This is a genomic window from Flavobacterium difficile (assembly GCF_011392115.1).
Taxonomy (GTDB): Bacteria; Bacteroidota; Bacteroidia; order Flavobacteriales; family Flavobacteriaceae; genus Flavobacterium; species Flavobacterium difficile.
The window spans coordinates 1-17,106 of record NZ_JAAJBT010000011.1 but is presented as its reverse complement, the minus strand read 5'-3'; the positions used below and the strand labels follow the sequence as shown (position 1 = coordinate 17,106).

Below are 17,106 nucleotides of genomic sequence, written 5' to 3'. Positions count from 1 at the left end.
TTTATTTCGTTATATCTTTGCCGATAAAAATATTTTTTTTTGTAAATTTGACATCTAAATTTTCCAGAGTGGTAGAAGAAAAAGTTATTTTAGTGGATAGAAACGACAATCCAATTGGGTTAATGAACAAACTAGAAGCCCATGAAAAAGCGGTTTTACATAGAGCGTTTTCTGTTTTTATTTTGAATGATAAAAAAGAACTGATGTTGCAACAACGCGCACATCATAAATACCATTCTCCTTTACTATGGACCAATACTTGCTGTAGCCACCAACGAGAAAACGAAACCAATATTCAAGCTGGAACAAGACGCCTTCGAGAAGAAATGGGCTTTGAAACAGAGTTAAAAGAAATGTTTCATTTTATTTACAAAGCACCTTTTGACAATGGTTTAACCGAACACGAATTAGACCATGTAATGATAGGCTATTACAATGATGTTCCCAAAATTAACCCAGAAGAAGTAGAAAGTTGGAAATGGATGAAAATTGAAGATGTTAAAAACGACATGATTGTAAATCCAGACATGTATACCGTATGGTTTAAAATTATTTTTGAAGAATTTTATCATCATTTTGATGAAAATTTATAAATTGATATATGAGAGTAACAGTAAGCAGAAAAGCACATTTTAATTCCGCACATAGATTATACCGTAAAGATTGGTCTATGGAAAAAAACAATGCCATTTTCGGAAAATGCAACAATCCAAATTATCATGGGCATAACTACGAGTTAATAGTTAGTGTTACTGGTGAAATCGATCAAGAAACAGGTTTTGTGATGGATGTTAAAATTCTATCCGATTTGATAAAGGAACATGTTGAAAATGCTTTCGATCATAAGAATTTGAATTTAGATGTTCCCGATTTTGAAAATTTAAACCCAACTGCAGAAAATATTTGTGTTGTAATTTGGCAAAAATTAAGAGTTTATATTGAAACTAATCTAGATTTAGAAGTAGTTTTATATGAAACACCAAGAAACTTCGTAAGCTATAAAGGAGAATAAATGAAATTATATCCACTAACATTTGAACCTATTTTTAAAGAAAGAATTTGGGGCGGAACAAAATTGAAAGAACATTTAAATAAATCTTTTGATGGAAATTCTATTGGAGAAAGTTGGGAATTATCGACAGTTTCCAACGATGTTAGTGTAGTTTCAAATGGTGAATTTGCCGGTTTAAATTTAAACGAATTAATAGAAAAATTTCCAAATGAAATTTTAGGAGAAAAATCTATTGAAAAATTTGGTTTAGATTTTCCCCTTTTGTTCAAATTCTTAGACGCTAAAGAAGATTTATCTATCCAAGTACATCCAAATGACGAATTAGCTAAACAACGCCATAATTCTTTCGGCAAAACAGAAATGTGGTATGTAATGCAAGCTGACACTAATGCCAGATTAGTAGTTGGTTTTAAAAGCAAAACAAACAAACAAGACTACTTAAGCCATTTAGCAGACAAAACATTATTGACTATTTTAAATGAAACGACTGTAAAAAAAGGAGATACTTTTTTTCTGGAAACAGGTACAGTTCATGCCATTGGCGCTGGAGTTTTAATTGCTGAGATCCAACAAACTAGCGACATCACTTATCGATTATACGATTGGGACAGAATAGATTCAAATGGAGCTGGAAGAGAATTGCATAACGATTTGGCGGTTGACGCTATCAATTACGAAGAAACAAATACCAAAATTCAATACAACAAGAAAACAAACGACAGCGTGAATTTAGTCGATTGTCCATATTTTATAACAAATCTTTTAGATATTTCAGGCACGTATCAATGGAAAAAGAAAAAGGAATCGTTCACTGTATTTATGTGTACAGAAGGAAGTTTCCTTTTAAATTCCGAAAATTTTAAAGGAAACTTTAAAAAAGGCGATACTATTTTAATTCCAGCCGTATTAAAAGAATTTGAAATTATAGGCGAAACTTCTCTGTTGGAAATTACAATTTAATTAGCAGCGTATCAATATATTGTTTACTTTTGCACCATAATTTTTAAAAATAACAAAAATGGCAAGCGTTAAAAACTTGAAAAAAGAAATAAACTACGTTTTAGGAGATATCTTAAACATAGTATACATTTGGGAAATGACATCAGGTGGAAAACCAACTGAATCATCTGAAGCTTTAGTTGAAAATATTTACGATACTTTCGATGCTTTAATGGTAAAAGTAAACCAAAAAAATGTTGAAAATAAAAAAGCACATTACAAATTAGTTAAAGAAGAATTCGAAGTTGCTGCAAATCAATTTGTTGCAAAAGTGAACGAATTAAACTAAAAAAAAGCCAAAAAAAACATTTAATTTTTTTTGCAAATTAAAAATTCAAGGCTATATTTGCAACGCAATATGAGTCGCCGGTGTAGCTCAGCTGGCTAGAGCAGCTGATTTGTAATCAGCAGGTCGTGGGTTCGAGTCCCTCCACTGGCTCAAAAAAAGGTAGTCTTTCGATTACCTTTTTCCTTTTTTTTTAAGGATAATCATATTGCAATAAGGCAATTTTTGCCGGTGTAGCTCAGCTGGCTAGAGCAGCTGATTTGTAATCAGCAGGTCGTGGGTTCGAGTCCCTCCACTGGCTCAAAAAAAGGTAATCTTTCGATTACCTTTTTTTATTTTCACCCACTTCCAAAACCCATATTTTAAATTGTTTTCGATAATTTAACAATTTATTATTTTGACAACTTCATTTTACATTCGTTTTTTATGTAAATTTACAATTATGATTTTTTTTTAAAATAAATGAAAAATTTTATAAAAATACTATGCGTGCATAGTATTTTTTTCTATATTTGAAAAAAATATCCTATGCAAGATAAAACAATTGACTACGTTTTAAGATATACATGGCAAACTGTTGCAAAAATGTATAATGAAGAAGCGGCTAAATATGGTGCAACTATGGCTACGGGATTTGCATTATTAAGTATCGATAAAGATAAAGGCATTCCCTCAACAGCTTTAGGTCCGAGAATGGGAATGGAAGCTACAAGTTTAACCAGAACTTTAAAATCTATGGAAGACCGCGGGCTAATAGTTCGTAAAAAAAATCCGGCAGACGGAAGAGGTGTTTTAATCTTTTTAACTGAAGAAGGAAAACAAAAACGCGAATTGTCTAAGCAAACTGTACTTCAGTTTAATGAAGTCATCAAATCTAAAATTACAGAAGCTCAACTTCAAAACTTTATGGAAGTTGCCGAAATCATAAACGAACAAATTTTGGAGAAAGAAATTTTCGACAAAAATATCATATCAAACAAATAAACACAATATAGTATATATGAAACGTAATATCAAAAAAGTTGCTGTTATAGGTTCAGGAATTATGGGAAGCGGAATTGCTTGTCATTTTGCTAATATTGGAGTAGAAGTTTTACTCTTAGATATTGCGCCAAACGAATTAACAGAAGCAGAAACAAAAAAAGGATTGACTTTAGAGAATAAAGCGGTTCGAAACCGATTGGTAAACGATCATCTAGCGAATGCACTTAAATCTAAACCCTCTCCTATTTACCATCAAAGTTTTGCAAGTAGAATTTCTACTGGAAATACTACTGATGACATGGCAAAAATCGCTACTTGCGATTGGATTATTGAAGTGGTTGTAGAACGTTTAGATATTAAAAAATTAGTATTTGAACAAATTGAAAAATACCGTAAACCAGGAACTCTTGTAACTTCCAACACATCTGGAATTCCAATTCATTTTATGAGCGAAGGTAGAAGTGAAGATTTCCAAAAACACTTTTGTGGAACGCATTTCTTCAATCCAGCTCGTTACTTAAAATTATTCGAAATTATTCCAGGACCACAAACCTCAACAGAAGTACTTGATTTCCTTAACGGTTATGGAGAAAAGTTTTTAGGAAAAACTTCTGTAGTAGCTAAAGACACACCTGCTTTTATTGGTAACAGAATCGGAATCTTCGGAATCATGAGCTTATTTCATCAAGTAAAAGAAATGGGGTTAACTATTGAAGAAGTAGATAAATTAACAGGACCAGTTATCGGTCGCCCAAAATCGGCCACTTTCCGTACTGTTGATGTGGTTGGATTAGACACTTTAGTTCACGTAGCAAATGGAATTTACGAGAATTGTAAAACAGACGAAGTTTTAGAATTATTCAAATTACCAGAATTCATCAACAAAATGATGGAAAATAAATGGTTGGGTAGCAAAACCAATCAAGGTTTCTACAAAAAAGAAGGAAAAGAAATTTTGTCTTTAGATTTAGAAACACTAGAATATCGCTCAGCTAAAAAAGCATCTTTCGCTACTTTAGAATTAACCAAAACTATCGAAAAACCAATTGATAGATTTAAAGTGTTAATCACTGGAAAAGACAAAGCAGGAGAGTTTTACCGTAAAAACTTCGCTTCAATGTTTACTTACTGTTCTAACAGAATTCCTGAAATTACAGATGCTTTTTACAAAATTGATGACGCGATGAAAGCTGGTTTCGGATGGGAAAATGGTCCGTTTGAAATTTGGGATGCTATCGGTGTACAAAAAGGAATTGAATTAATGCAAGCAGAAGGCTATCAACCAGCAACTTGGGTTACTGATATGCTAGCTTCTGGAAATACATCTTTCTATTCTGTAAAAGAAGGCGCAACTTATTTCTACAATATAGATAAAAAAGAATCTGAAAAAGTTCCTGGTCAGGATGCTTTTATCATTTTAAATAATATTCGCGAAAGCAAAAAAGTGTGGAATAATAGCGAAAGTATTATTACCGATTTAGGTGATGGAATCATCAATTTAGAATTTACTTCAAAAATGAATTCTATCGGTGCTGGTGTACTGCAAGGTATCAATAAAGCTATCGATATGGCTGAAAAAGGATACGAAGGTTTAGTAATCGGTAACCAAGGAACAAATTTCTCTGTTGGAGCAAATTTAGCTATGATTTTCATGTTAGCCGTTGAACAAGAATACGACGAATTAAACATGGCCATAAAAATGTTCCAAGACACGATGATGCGTTGCCGTTATTCTTCAATCCCAGTAATTGCTGCACCTCACGGGATGACACTTGGCGGTGGTTGCGAATTAACGATGCACTCAGATAGAGCGGTTGCTGCAGCAGAAACCTATATTGGTTTAGTAGAGTTTGGAGTTGGAGTAATTCCTGGCGGTGGTGGTTCTAAAGAAATGGCGTTACGTGCATCCGATTTATTTAGAAAAAATGATGTGGAATTAAACGTCTTACAAGAATATTTCTTAACCGTTGGTATGGCGAAAGTCGCAACTTCTGCTTATGAAGGTTTCGATATCGGTGTACTTCAAAAAGGAAGAGATATAGTTGTGGTAAATAAAGACAGACAAATTGCTACAGCAAAACAAGTCGCTCTTCAAATGGCCAATCAAGGCTACACGCAACCAGTAAGAAGAACGGATATTAAAGTATTAGGAAAACAAGCACTAGGAATGTTCTTAGTAGGAACAGACCAAATGGTGGCCGGACAATATATTTCAGAACATGATCAAAAAATTGCCAACAAATTAGCTTACGTTATGGCGGGTGGCGATTTATCTGAACCTACTCTAGTTTCTGAACAATATTTATTGGATTTAGAACGTGAAGCTTTCTTATCGTTATGTACAGAAAGAAAAACTTTAGAACGTGTTCAATTTATGTTAACTAAAGGGAAGCCTTTGAGAAATTAATTTCGAAACACAGATTAAAGAAATCAGAGCAATTTTAATATTTTTTTTTGATTTCTCGAATTTCTTCAATCCGTGTTCCATAAAAAATATAAAATATGAAAACAGCATATATAGTATCAGCATATAGAACTGCAGTAGGAAAAGCGCCAAAAGGTTTATTTCGTTTTAAAAGACCTGATGAATTAGCGGCAGAAACTATCGAACACATGATGGCGCAATTGCCAAATTTCGATAAAACACGTATTGATGACGTTATGGTTGGAAACGCGATGCCAGAAGCAGAGCAAGGTTTAAATGTGGGGCGTTTAATTTCATTAATGGGATTAAAAGTGACGGATGTTCCTGGAGTAACAGTTAACAGATATTGCGCTTCTGGATTAGAAACTATCGGAATGGCAACAGCCAAAATTCAATCTGGAATGGCACATTGTATCATTGCGGGTGGAGCAGAAAGCATGAGTTATATTCCAATGGGTGGTTACAAACCTACTCCAGATTATAAAGTAGCAGCTGCTGGTAATGAAGATTACTATTGGGGAATGGGTTTAACTGCGGAAGCCGTTGCCAAACAATTCAACATTTCAAGAGAAGACCAAGACAGATTTGCTTACGAATCGCACATGAAAGCTTTAAAAGCGCAAGCAGATGGTAAATTCGACAGCCAAATTGTTCCTATAAATATCGAACAAACATTTATCAACGAAAACGGAAAAAAAGAGACTAAATCGTATGTCGTTTCTAAAGATGAAGGGCCAAGATTAGGAACTTCAGTTGAAGCTTTAGCGAATTTAAAACCCGTTTTTGCTGCTGACGGTTCAGTTACGGCAGGAAATTCTTCTCAGATGAGTGATGGTGCCGCTTTTGTTTTAGTAATGAGTGAAGAAATGGTGAAAGAATTAAACTTAGAACCAATTGCACGTTTAGTCAACTTCGCATCTGCAGGTGTGGAACCGAGAATTATGGGAATCGGACCAGTAAAAGCAATTCCAAAAGCTTTATCTCAAGCTGGATTAACTTTAAAAGATATCGATTTAATTGAATTGAACGAAGCTTTTGCTTCTCAAGCTTTAGCAGTTACTCGCGAATTAGGATTAAATCCTGATATCATAAACGTAAACGGTGGAGCGATTGCTTTAGGTCACCCACTAGGTTGTACAGGTGCGAAATTATCGGTACAATTATTTGAAGAAATGAAACAAAGAAAATCAAAATACGGAATTGTTTCTATGTGTGTCGGAACAGGACAAGGAACTGCAGGTATTTATGAATTGATGTAAAAATAATTAAAGGGACACAGATTTGAGAAATTAATAAAATTTTAAAAATTTCTCTGATTTTTTGAATCTGTGTTTCAAAATAAAAACTTTAAAATAATATACAAAATGGAAGATATCACTAGAGGAGGACAATTCCTTGTAAAAGAAACAAAATGTGAAAACGTTTTTACACCAGAAGATTTCAACGAAGAGCAAATTATGATGCGTGATTCTGTAAAAGAATTCGTAGACAAAGAACTTTGGGCACATAAAGAAAAATTTGAGAAAAAAGATTACGCTTACACGGAACAAACCATGCGTAATGCAGGTGCTTTAGGGTTTTTAGGAGTAGCTGTTCCAGAAGCTTATGGCGGATTAGGAATGGGATTTGTAAACACAGCTTTAGTTTGTGATTACATCTCAGGAGCTACAGGTTCGTTTTCTACGGCTTTTGGTGCGCATACTGGAATTGGTACCATGCCAATTACTTTGTACGGAACTGAAGAACAAAAATTAAAATATGTACCAAAATTAGCTTCAGGAGAATGGTTTGGTTCGTACTGTTTAACTGAACCAGGTGCGGGATCTGATGCGAATTCTGGAAAAACTAAAGCGGTTTTATCTGCTGATGGAACGCATTATTTGATTTCAGGACAAAAAATGTGGATTTCTAACGCTGGTTTTTGTAATGTAATGATTGTTTTTGCACGTATCGAAGATGATAAAAACATTACAGGATTTATCGTAGAATACGACAGAGATAACTTAAACGGAATCACTTTAGGTGAAGAAGAACATAAATTAGGAATTAGAGCTAGTTCGACAAGACAAGTTTTCTTTAACGAAACTAAAGTTCCTGTTGAAAACATGTTAGCTGGTAGAGGTGAAGGTTTCAAAATTGCCATGAACTCTTTGAATGTGGGTCGTATTAAACTAGCAGCTGCTTGTTTAGATGCACAACGTAGAGTAATTTCTACAGCCGTAAAATATGCTAATGAAAGAGTTCAGTTTAATACTCCAATTTCTTCATTCGGGGCGATTCAAGCAAAAATTGCTGAAATGGTAACGAATTGTTATGTAGATGAAAGTGCTACTTATCGCGCTGCTGGAGACATTCAAAACAGAATTGAAGCACGTGAAGCAGAAGGCAATACGCATCAAGAAGCAGAATTAAAAGGAGTGGAAGAATACGCCATTGAATGTTCTATCTTAAAAGTTGCGGTTTCAGAAGATGTTCAAAATTGTTCTGATGAAGGTATTCAAATTTTCGGTGGAATGGGATTCTCAGAAGATACGCCAATGGAAGCGGCTTGGAGAGATGCTCGTATTGCTCGTATTTACGAAGGAACTAACGAAATTAACCGTATGCTTTCTGTAGGTATGTTAGTAAAAAAAGCAATGAAAGGGCATGTGGATTTATTAGGTCCTGCTATGGCTGTTGCTGAAGAATTAATGGGAATTCCATCTTTTGATGTGCCGGATTATACAGAATTATTAGCTGAAGAAAAAGAAATGGTTGGTAAAATGAAAAAAGCCTTTTTAATGGTAGCAGGTGCCGCAGTTCAAAAATTCGGACCAGAATTAGAAAGTCACCAACAGTTACTAATGGCCGCTTCAGATATGCTAATCGAAATTTACATGGCTGAAAGTGCTTTATTAAGAACGGAAAAAATGGCTAAGAAATTAGGTGCAGATAAAGTAGCAGATCAAATTGCTATGACGCAGTTATATTTATACAATGCTGTTGACGTGGTAACTCAAAAAGGAAAAGAAGGTATTGTTTCTTTTGCTGAAGGCGACGAACAACGTATGATGTTAATGGGATTACGCCGTTATACTAAATATGTAAACATGCCAAACGTAGTGAAATTACGTGAGCAAATTGCCGCTAAAGTAATCGCAGAAAATAATTACTGTTTTTAATATTTAATTTATTTGTAAAGAAAGTCTCGAGAAATCGGGACTTTTTTTTGTGCTAAAATTGGCTAACCTACAACTTAGTATTTATCTTGATGCTCATTTTAAAACAAAAAAAATCCCGAAACGAAAAAACGAATCGGGATTAATATACTTAAACTAAAAATTAGTCATTAGATCTTCTTGGCGTTCTTCTAGCACTTTCAAATCCAGAACTTCTTCTTTCAGTTGAACGACCTTCACCTCTTCTTCCGCTATCGCGAGAATCTGAACTTCTTCTGTCGCTTCCACCAGTTGACGCTGTTCTTGACCTGAAACCGCTACCACCTTCTCGGTTTCCTCCTTCACGATTTCCTCTGAATCCACCATCACGATTTCCTCTGTATCCACTAGCAGAATTTCCACCTTCACGTCTTCCAGAGAATCCGCTTCCGCCAGATCTTCCTCCGCCGCTTCTTCCGTTGTGATCTCTTCTTCCTGAACTTCTTCCGCCTTCGTTTTTAGAAATTTCAACGTTAATTTTTCTTCCGTTAATATGAACTGAATTTAAAACACCCATTACTTTTTCTGCTAACTCAGCATTCGTATTAAAGAAAGAGAAACCTTCTTTTACATCTACTTTGAAAACATCATCTTGTCCTACTTCTAACGTATCACGTAAATAATCTTTTAAAGACATCCAATCGTAATCGTCTCTTGCACCAATGTTAATAAAGTAACGCACAGTTCCATCAGACGGTATTGCAGCACTTGAACTACTTTGAGTAGCTAAATCTTTAGATTTTTTGTAATAATTTAAGAAACGATTAAATTCTACAGAAACTACTTTCTTAATCAATTCTTCTTTATCTAAATCACCTAAGATATCAAAAATAGCTGGTAAATAATTATCGATTGCATGATCCGTTTCTTGATCTTTAATTTTGTTTGCTAAGTGTAATAACTGAATTTCGCAGATTTCCATTCCAGAAGGAATTGGTTTTTCTTCGAATTTAGTTTTGATAATTCTCTCGATTGCGTGAATTTTTCTAATTTCACTTTTTGTAATAATTACAAACGAAGTACCTGATTTTCCGGCACGACCTGTACGACCTGAACGGTGCGTATAGGTTTCGATTTCGTCTGGTAATTGATAATTGATTACGTGTGTTACGTTATCTACATCAATTCCACGCGCTGCAACGTCCGTTGCAACTAGCATTTGAATTTGTCTTCCACGGAACGATTTCATTACGCCATCACGCTGTGCTTGCGATAAATCTCCATGTAATGCAGCAGCATTATATCCGTCTTCAATTAATTTTTCTGCAACCGCTTGTGTATCTCTTTTAGTTCTACAAAAAATTACCGAAAAGATATCTGGATTCGCATCTGCTAATCTTTTTAATGCCTCATAACGATCACGTGCATTTACTAAATAGTACTCGTGAGAGATGTTTACTGAACTAGAGTTTTTATGACCTACCGTAATTTCTTGCGGACTTCTCATAAATTCTTTAGCGATTCTAGCTACTTCTTGCGGCATAGTAGCCGAGAATAACCATGTGTTTTTGTCTTTTGGCGTGTCTGATAAGATACTTGTAATATCTTCATAGAAACCCATGTTTAACATTTCGTCTGCCTCATCAAGAACACAGATGCTGATGTTTTTAATATTCACCATGCCTCTGTTAATCATATCTTGCATTCTACCCGGTGTCGCCACAATTACTTGTGCGCCTCGCTTAATATCACGCGCTTGATCATGAATACTCGCGCCACCGTATACTGCAACAGTATATAAACCATCGATGTATTTTGAGTATAATTTAATCTCGTTTGTAATTTGCAAACACAATTCTCTTGTTGGAGAAAGTATTAAAACCTGTGTTTGCTTGTTGAATGGGTCAATTTTTTGGATTAGCGGAAAACCAAAAGCTGCGGTTTTTCCTGTTCCTGTTTGGGCAAGAGCGACGATATCTGTGTCATCTTCCAATAATAGTGGGATTGCCTTCTCCTGTACTTCCGACGGGGTTTCGAATCCTAAATCACTTATTGCTTTTAACAACGATTCGTTTAACCCTAATTGCTCAAATTTATTCATTATATATTTTTAAATTGGGTGCAAAGGTAGAATTAAAATTTGGATTAAACTAATTTGTTTGTAATTGATTTTCAGAAAGTTAGGATTTTCAATCTGGAAGATAGAAGTCAGAAGTTGGAAGTTTAACCAATTTGCGAAAGAAAATCTATCAATTTTTGAACAGCAATTCCTCTGTGACTAATTACAGCTTTTTGTTCCATTGTCATTTGGGCAAATGTTGTTGAATAACCTTCTGGTTGAAAAATCGGATCGTAACCAAAGCCCATATTTCCTGACTTTTCTGTAATAATTTCACCTTTTACAACACCTTCAAACAAGTATTGTTGGTCATTGATATTTAGTGCGATTATCGTTTTGAACCGTGCTTTTCTATTCGTTTGATCTGCTAATTTCTGTAAAACCAAATTCATATTATCTTCTGAATTCTTTTGTTCACCAGCATAACGTGCCGAATATACACCTGGCTCATTATTCAACGCTTCAATTTCCAAACCTGTATCATCAGCAAAACAAGGCAAACCGTAATTCTCAGTTACGTAATTGGCTTTCAAAATCGCATTTCCTTCAATAGTTTCAGCCGTTTCGGGAATATCCACAAAACAACCAATATCTTCTAAAGAGACAATTTCAAATTGCGAACCGACTTGCTGCTGAATTTCAGCTATTTTATTTTTGTTGTTAGATGCGAAGACTAATTTCATATTATTTAATTTTCAATGTGTCAATTTTCAATGTGCCGATAAACCAAAATTGTCATATTGACTAATTGTTGAATTGACATATTAAACCAACAACTTCTTATTAATATCTTTTATCAACTGCGGACCTTCATAAATAAAACCTGTATATAATTGTACTAAACTCGCCCCAGCATTTAACTTTTCGATAGCATCATCAGCGGTGTGAATTCCTCCTACTCCAATAATTGGAAAGGATTTATTGCTTTTTTCTGATAAGAATCTAATAACTTCCGTAGCACGTTTGGTTAATGGTTTTCCAGACAATCCGCCAACCTCAACTTTATTTTCAGAAGTCAGCCCTTCACGAGAAATAGTAGTATTTGTAGCAATAACACCTGCGATTTTTGTTTCGTTTACAATATCAATAATATCTTCTAATTGTTCGTTCGTTAAATCGGGTGCAATTTTTAAAAGAATTGGTTTGACTTTAACTTTCGTGTTGTTCAAATCTTGTAAAGTCTGCAATAATTTTGTTAACGGTTCTTTTTCTTGAAGTTCACGCAAATTTGGAGTGTTTGGCGAACTTACATTTACCACAAAATAATCTACATAATCATACAAGGCTTCAAAACAAATTACATAGTCATCGGTAGCATTTTCATTTGGCGTCACTTTATTTTTACCAATATTTCCACCAATTAAAACGCCATTATTTTTCTTTAATCTTAAAATTGCGGCTTCTACTCCACCATTATTAAATCCCATTCGGTTAATAATTGCCGAATCAGACTTCAATCGAAACAATCTTTTCTTTGGATTTCCGTCTTGTGGTTTTGGTGTTAGCGTTCCGATTTCAATAAATCCAAATCCGAAATCAGATAATTCATTGAACAATTTAGCATCTTTATCAAATCCTGCTGCTAAACCTACTGGATTTTTAAATTTCAATCCGAAAACTTCCCTTTCTAAACGCTTATCATCTACTACATAAATCGCTTTAATAATTGAAGTTACGAATGGGATTTTAGAAATAAATCTCACTAAAGAAAAGGTAAAATAATGCACTTTTTCTGGATCGAAACAGAAAAGAATGGGACGTAAAAGTAATTTATACATAGTGTGTTGAGTTGTTATGCAAAAGTAATTTTTAAAGACAGATTACACAAATTTTCAGAAATTAAAATTGTATAGGCTACCAAATTGATTTAATTAGAAATTGAACTATCATTTGAATTTATTTTCATACATTTGTATATACAAATATTAATTAAGTCATGAACCGAAAACATTTTTTAGGACTTTTAAGTTTGACACCAATAATATATGCGATGAGAACAGTAAACGAATTATTTAGTTATAAAGACATTTTACCTAACACACCAAAAATGCCCGTTTTGTTTTTAGGTCATGGAAGTCCGATGAACGCCATTGAAGAAAATGAATTCGTGGCTGGTTTTAGAACTATTGCCAAAACCATTCCTACTCCAACTGCAATTTTATGTATTTCTGCACATTGGTTTACAAAAGGCACGAAAGTTACTGCTATGGAAATGCCGCAAACCATACATGATTTTGGCGGTTTCCCGAAAGCGTTATTTGAAGTGCAATATCCAGCAAAAGGATCTCCAGAATTAGCACAATTAACAAAAGAATTAATCCTTCCAACAGCAACTTCACTAGACTACGATTGGGGATTAGATCACGGTGCTTGGAGTGTGATTAAACATTTGTATCCAGAAGCAAATATTCCTGTAATTCAAATGAGTATTGATTATAGTTTGACTGGTCAAGCGCATTTTGAACTGGCTCAAAAATTACAATCGTTACGAAACAAAGGCATTTTAATTATTGGTAGCGGAAATATTGTGCACAATTTACGAATGGTGGATTGGGCAAATTTTAACAAAGACAATTATGGTTTTGATTGGGCGATTGAAGCCAGAGAAAAAATCAATAAAAATATTATTGCTGGCGATTTTGCGAATTTAATCAACTATCAAAAACAAGGAAAAGCGTTTGATTTAGCTATACCAACGCCAGATCATTATTTACCTTTACTATATACGTTAGGTTTGAAAAACGAGTCGGAAAATATTCAGTTGTTTAATGATAAATTATTGGCAGGTTCGTTGAGTATGACTTCAGTGAAGATTGGGTAAAACAAAAAACGTGCTATTCTGAAAATTCAAAAATAACACGTTTCCATTTACGATAAAAAGAATCTGAAATCGAAGATTCAGCGAAGCTAAACAAGTTCAGATTGACAATAAATTTATGTACTACTTCGGATTAGTCGCAATTACAAATTTCAAGTTATTCTTCACTCCTATTTGTAGCACGTCGACTAAATCTTGTACTTGCAAATTAAACGGAATTCGCACTACAACCGTTTGTTCTTTATCCGTACCAATTTTAGCTAACAGTTCTTTTTCTAGTTCGTCAAAATTAACAGGCTGTTTGTCAATGAAAAACGCTTTGTCTTCCGTAACGGAAATACTTATAAATTGTTTGTTTGTTTTTTCGTTCGTTTTCGATTTGGGCAACGTCATTTTAATTACATTTGGGTTTGCCAATGTAGAGATGATCAGAAAAAACAACAGTAAAAAGAACATGATGTCACTCATAGAGGACGCATGAACTTCCGCATGAAATCGTCTGTTTCTTTTAATTGCCATTTGGTCTCTGAATTATGTTTACAAATTCTAACACTTGTTTTTGAACATTCAACATGAAATGGTCAATTTTTCCATTCAATAAATGGTAACCTGCATAAGCTATTAAACCTACAATAAGTCCAGCTCCAGAAGAAATCATTTTTTCGTATAAACCTCCAGAAATATTTCCAATACTAATATTTTCGGTAATAGAAATACTATAGAAAATTTTAATTACACCAGCAATCGTACCAACGAAACCTAGCGTTGGTGCCATACCTGCGATTAAACCTAATTGTCCCATTTTACGTTCCATTTCACCTAACTCAATTTGAGCCATACGTTCCATGTTCGATTCAATTTCAGAAATAGGTCTTCCTATAGTTAAAATTCCTTCTTTCACAACTCTCGCTGTAGCGTTATTCACTCTATCTGCAGCACCGATAGCCAAATTCATATTTCCACCATTTAAATGTGTACGAACTTCTTTCAAAAGAAAATCATCATTTTTGGTAGTTTTACTAATATATAAGTAACGTTCTACTATTAAATAGATGGTATAAAACATCAATATAATAATTGGAATAAGAAAAAAACCACCTTTTAATATGAATTCCAAAACTGAAATTCCTTCAGCAGGAGCTGGTGTATTGGTACCATTTGCATTAGTTACAGCTTGTGCTACCGTATCAACAACAGTAGTTTGTAAAAAAAATCCGATCATAAGTAATACTATTCTTAATTAATTTTTTGAAATTTGCACTAAAGATACATTTTTCTATAAAGTATAAAACTAAAAAAAGATGATTTTATTTTGTGGGAAGTCGAAATTCTTTAAAATAAGTACAAAATGACCTATAAAGAAACCTTAAATTGGCTATTTAACCAGTTACCGATGTTCCAAAATGTAGGTGCTTCTGCCTATAAGAAAGATTTAACAAATACTTTATTACTAGTAGAACACTTGAAACATCCTGAAAAGAATTTCAAAACCATACATGTTGCTGGAACTAACGGAAAAGGATCTACTAGCAGTATGATTGCTTCTGTATTTATGGAAGCCGGCTATAAAGTTGGATTATACACCTCACCCCATCTAAAAGATTTCAGAGAACGAATCACGATAAACGGAAAGAAGATATCGAAAAACTACGTTCATCAATTTGTATTGAATCATAAATCATTTTTCGAAAACACGCAATTAAGCTTTTTCGAGATGACGGTTGGCTTAGCATTCGAATATTTTTCTGACAAGAAAGTCGATATCGCAATTATTGAAGTCGGCATGGGTGGCAGATTAGACTCTACGAATATCATCACACCTTTAGTTTCTGTGATTACGAATATTGGAAAAGACCATACACAATTTTTAGGTGATACGTTAGAAAAAATTGCCTTTGAAAAAGCTGGGATTATTAAATCTAACATTCCAGTAATTATAGGCGAATATACTTCAGAAACAAAACCTGTGTTTTTAGAAATCGCAAAACAAAACCATTCGAATATTCATTTTGCCCAAGACGAGATACATCCAGATTATGTTTGTGGACTTTTAGGCGATTACCAAAAAAAGAATAAAAAAACTGTAATTGAAACATTTAGAAATTTGAATTCGGATTTTATTATTACTGAGGAAAACATCAAAAACGGAATTCTAAATGTAGTTAAAAACACCAACTTACAGGGAAGATGGCAAATTTTACAAAAAAATCCGAAAGCAATTTGCGATACAGCTCACAACGCGCATGGATTACAAATTGTAATGAACCAACTAAAAAAAGAAAAATTCAATCATTTACACATTGTGTTAGGTGTTGTAAATGATAAAGATTTAGATTCTATTTTACCATTATTCCCAAAAAATGCAATTTATTATTTCTGTAAGCCAAAAGTTCAGCGCGGTTTAGACGCAAAAATTTTACAAGAAAAAGCGAAAGTGTATCATTTAATTGGAAACACATACAACTCTGTTTCAATTGCTTATAAAAAAGCAAAAGCTAATTCTAACTCAGAAGACCTTATCTATATTGGCGGAAGTACATTTGTAGTTGCAGAAATAATTTAATTTTTTTGAAGTTTTATTTGCAATTACAAAAAACTGCTGTATATTTGCACTCGCAATACGGAAGTAGCGCGATTTATTGGGGCGATTAGCTCAGCTGGTTCAGAGCACCTCGTTTACACCGAGGGGGTCGGGGGTTCGAACCCCTCATCGCCCACCAATTTAACTCCTTAAGAAATTAAGGAGTTTTTTTATGCCAAAATTATATTTATATGCCATTTATCGTTTACATCATTTACAGTTCTGTTAAGAACAAATTTTATATTGGTTACACTTCTGACTTAGAAGAACGAATCATACGTCACAACCAAAAAAGCAAAGGTTTTACTGGAAATACAGACGACTGGAAACTTATGTATACCGAAAATTACTCCATCAAGTCAGAAGCTATAGCGAGAGAAAAACAAATCAAATCTTGGAAAAGTCGAATTAAAATTCAAGAATTAATTTCTAATTCGAAATAGCTCTGCTGGTTCAGTGCATCCCGATTTATCGGGAGGGTTGGGGGTTCGAACCCCTTTCCGAAATATCGGAACAAGCAATCGCCCACCAATTTAACTCCTTAAGAAATTAAGGAGTTTTTTTATGCCAAAATTATATTTATATGCCATTTATCGTTTACATCATCTACAGTTCTGCTAAGAACAAATTTTATATTGGTTACACTTCTGACTTAGAAGAACGAATCATACGTCACAACCAAAAAAGCAAAGGTTTTACTGGAAATACAGACGACTGGAAACTTATGTATACCGAAAATTACTCC

17 protein-coding genes and 4 tRNA genes are annotated in these 17,106 nt (G+C 33.9%); 16 read left to right on the top strand and 5 right to left on the bottom strand.

Annotated features, from left to right (window positions below; all coding sequences use genetic code 11):
• The first annotated feature begins 68 nt into the window (after positions 1 to 68).
• The 10 genes from idi (at position 69) to G4D72_RS12790 (ending at position 8,867) form a co-directional block, all read left to right on the top strand.
• On the top strand, positions 69 to 593 hold the full coding sequence (gene idi, locus G4D72_RS12835; RefSeq protein WP_166078161.1) for an isopentenyl-diphosphate Delta-isomerase: 525 nt from the start codon (positions 69 to 71) through the stop codon (positions 591 to 593).
• Positions 594 to 601: 8 nt separating this feature from the next.
• Positions 602 to 1,012 carry a 6-pyruvoyl trahydropterin synthase family protein gene (locus G4D72_RS12830; RefSeq protein WP_166078129.1) on the top strand — a complete coding sequence of 137 codons (411 nt, stop codon included), beginning with the start codon at positions 602 to 604 and terminating at the stop codon, positions 1,010 to 1,012.
• A complete protein-coding gene (locus G4D72_RS12825; RefSeq protein WP_166078127.1) occupies positions 1,013 to 1,972 on the top strand; it encodes a type I phosphomannose isomerase catalytic subunit in 960 nt (319 codons plus the stop codon). It abuts the gene before it with no gap.
• Positions 1,973 to 2,030: 58 nt separating this feature from the next.
• On the top strand, positions 2,031 to 2,300 hold the full coding sequence (locus G4D72_RS12820; protein WP_166078126.1) for a hypothetical protein: 270 nt from the start codon (positions 2,031 to 2,033) through the stop codon (positions 2,298 to 2,300).
• 76 nt (positions 2,301 to 2,376) lie between these two features.
• Positions 2,377 to 2,450 (top strand) — tRNA-Thr (locus G4D72_RS12815).
• A 74-nt stretch (positions 2,451 to 2,524) separates the two neighbouring features.
• Positions 2,525 to 2,598, top strand: a tRNA-Thr gene (locus tag G4D72_RS12810).
• A 227-nt stretch (positions 2,599 to 2,825) separates the two neighbouring features.
• Positions 2,826 to 3,281 (top strand): MarR family winged helix-turn-helix transcriptional regulator, encoded by a 456-nt coding sequence (locus tag G4D72_RS12805; RefSeq protein WP_166078125.1) that lies wholly within the window; start codon positions 2,826 to 2,828, stop codon positions 3,279 to 3,281.
• A 16-nt stretch (positions 3,282 to 3,297) separates the two neighbouring features.
• Positions 3,298 to 5,688: a 3-hydroxyacyl-CoA dehydrogenase/enoyl-CoA hydratase family protein gene (locus G4D72_RS12800; protein ID WP_166078124.1), complete on the top strand. Its 2,391-nt coding sequence runs from the start codon at positions 3,298 to 3,300 to the stop codon at positions 5,686 to 5,688.
• Between the two features lie 95 nt (positions 5,689 to 5,783).
• Positions 5,784 to 6,965 carry a thiolase family protein gene (locus G4D72_RS12795; RefSeq protein WP_166078123.1) on the top strand — a complete coding sequence of 394 codons (1,182 nt, stop codon included), beginning with the start codon at positions 5,784 to 5,786 and terminating at the stop codon, positions 6,963 to 6,965.
• Between the two features lie 105 nt (positions 6,966 to 7,070).
• On the top strand, positions 7,071 to 8,867 hold the full coding sequence (locus G4D72_RS12790; protein WP_166078122.1) for an acyl-CoA dehydrogenase family protein: 1,797 nt from the start codon (positions 7,071 to 7,073) through the stop codon (positions 8,865 to 8,867).
• A gap of 160 nt (positions 8,868 to 9,027) precedes the next feature.
• On the opposite strand, the gene G4D72_RS12785 is transcribed toward G4D72_RS12790, so the two are convergent.
• The 3 genes from G4D72_RS12785 to G4D72_RS12775 all read right to left on the bottom strand — a co-directional run bounded on the left by G4D72_RS12785 (position 9,028) and on the right by G4D72_RS12775 (position 12,740).
• On the bottom strand, positions 9,028 to 10,944 hold the full coding sequence (locus tag G4D72_RS12785) for a DEAD/DEAH box helicase (RefSeq protein ID WP_166078121.1): 1,917 nt from the start codon (positions 10,942 to 10,944) through the stop codon (positions 9,028 to 9,030).
• 122 nt (positions 10,945 to 11,066) lie between these two features.
• Positions 11,067 to 11,645: a non-canonical purine NTP diphosphatase gene (locus G4D72_RS12780; RefSeq protein WP_166078120.1), complete on the bottom strand. Its 579-nt coding sequence runs from the start codon at positions 11,643 to 11,645 to the stop codon at positions 11,067 to 11,069.
• 81 nt (positions 11,646 to 11,726) lie between these two features.
• Positions 11,727 to 12,740 carry a quinone-dependent dihydroorotate dehydrogenase gene (locus G4D72_RS12775; RefSeq protein WP_166078119.1) on the bottom strand — a complete coding sequence of 338 codons (1,014 nt, stop codon included), beginning with the start codon at positions 12,738 to 12,740 and terminating at the stop codon, positions 11,727 to 11,729.
• Between the two features lie 212 nt (positions 12,741 to 12,952).
• On the opposite strand from G4D72_RS12775, the gene ygiD reads away from it, so the two are divergent.
• Entirely contained in the window at positions 12,953 to 13,783 is an 831-nt protein-coding gene (gene ygiD, locus G4D72_RS12770; protein WP_235922507.1) for a 4,5-DOPA-extradiol-dioxygenase, read from the top strand.
• Between the two features lie 120 nt (positions 13,784 to 13,903).
• Here the strand turns inward: ygiD and G4D72_RS12765 are convergent, their stop codons facing one another.
• Positions 13,904 to 14,299: an ExbD/TolR family protein gene (locus G4D72_RS12765; RefSeq protein ID WP_166078117.1), complete on the bottom strand. Its 396-nt coding sequence runs from the start codon at positions 14,297 to 14,299 to the stop codon at positions 13,904 to 13,906.
• Entirely contained in the window at positions 14,289 to 15,002 is a 714-nt protein-coding gene (locus tag G4D72_RS12760; RefSeq protein ID WP_207784912.1) for a MotA/TolQ/ExbB proton channel family protein, read from the bottom strand. The genes G4D72_RS12765 and G4D72_RS12760 overlap by 11 nt, the downstream gene beginning before the upstream one ends.
• A gap of 126 nt (positions 15,003 to 15,128) precedes the next feature.
• Between G4D72_RS12760 and G4D72_RS12755 the strand changes: the two genes are divergently transcribed.
• The 5 genes from G4D72_RS12755 to G4D72_RS13595 form a co-directional block, all read left to right on the top strand.
• The gene (locus tag G4D72_RS12755) at positions 15,129 to 16,343 is read left to right on the top strand and encodes a bifunctional folylpolyglutamate synthase/dihydrofolate synthase (protein ID WP_166078116.1); all 1,215 of its coding nucleotides are present in this window, start codon (positions 15,129 to 15,131) and stop codon (positions 16,341 to 16,343) included.
• A 79-nt stretch (positions 16,344 to 16,422) separates the two neighbouring features.
• A tRNA-Val gene (locus G4D72_RS12750) sits at positions 16,423 to 16,500 on the top strand.
• Between the two features lie 52 nt (positions 16,501 to 16,552).
• Positions 16,553 to 16,804 carry a GIY-YIG nuclease family protein gene (locus G4D72_RS12745; RefSeq protein ID WP_166078115.1) on the top strand — a complete coding sequence of 84 codons (252 nt, stop codon included), beginning with the start codon at positions 16,553 to 16,555 and terminating at the stop codon, positions 16,802 to 16,804.
• Positions 16,795 to 16,867: transfer RNA gene (locus G4D72_RS12740), tRNA-OTHER, on the top strand. Before G4D72_RS12745 ends, G4D72_RS12740 begins: the two co-directional genes overlap by 10 nt.
• A gap of 77 nt (positions 16,868 to 16,944) precedes the next feature.
• Positions 16,945 to 17,106, top strand: a 162-nt coding sequence (locus G4D72_RS13595) for a GIY-YIG nuclease family protein (RefSeq protein WP_166078114.1), incomplete at its 3' end; no start/stop codon positions are given.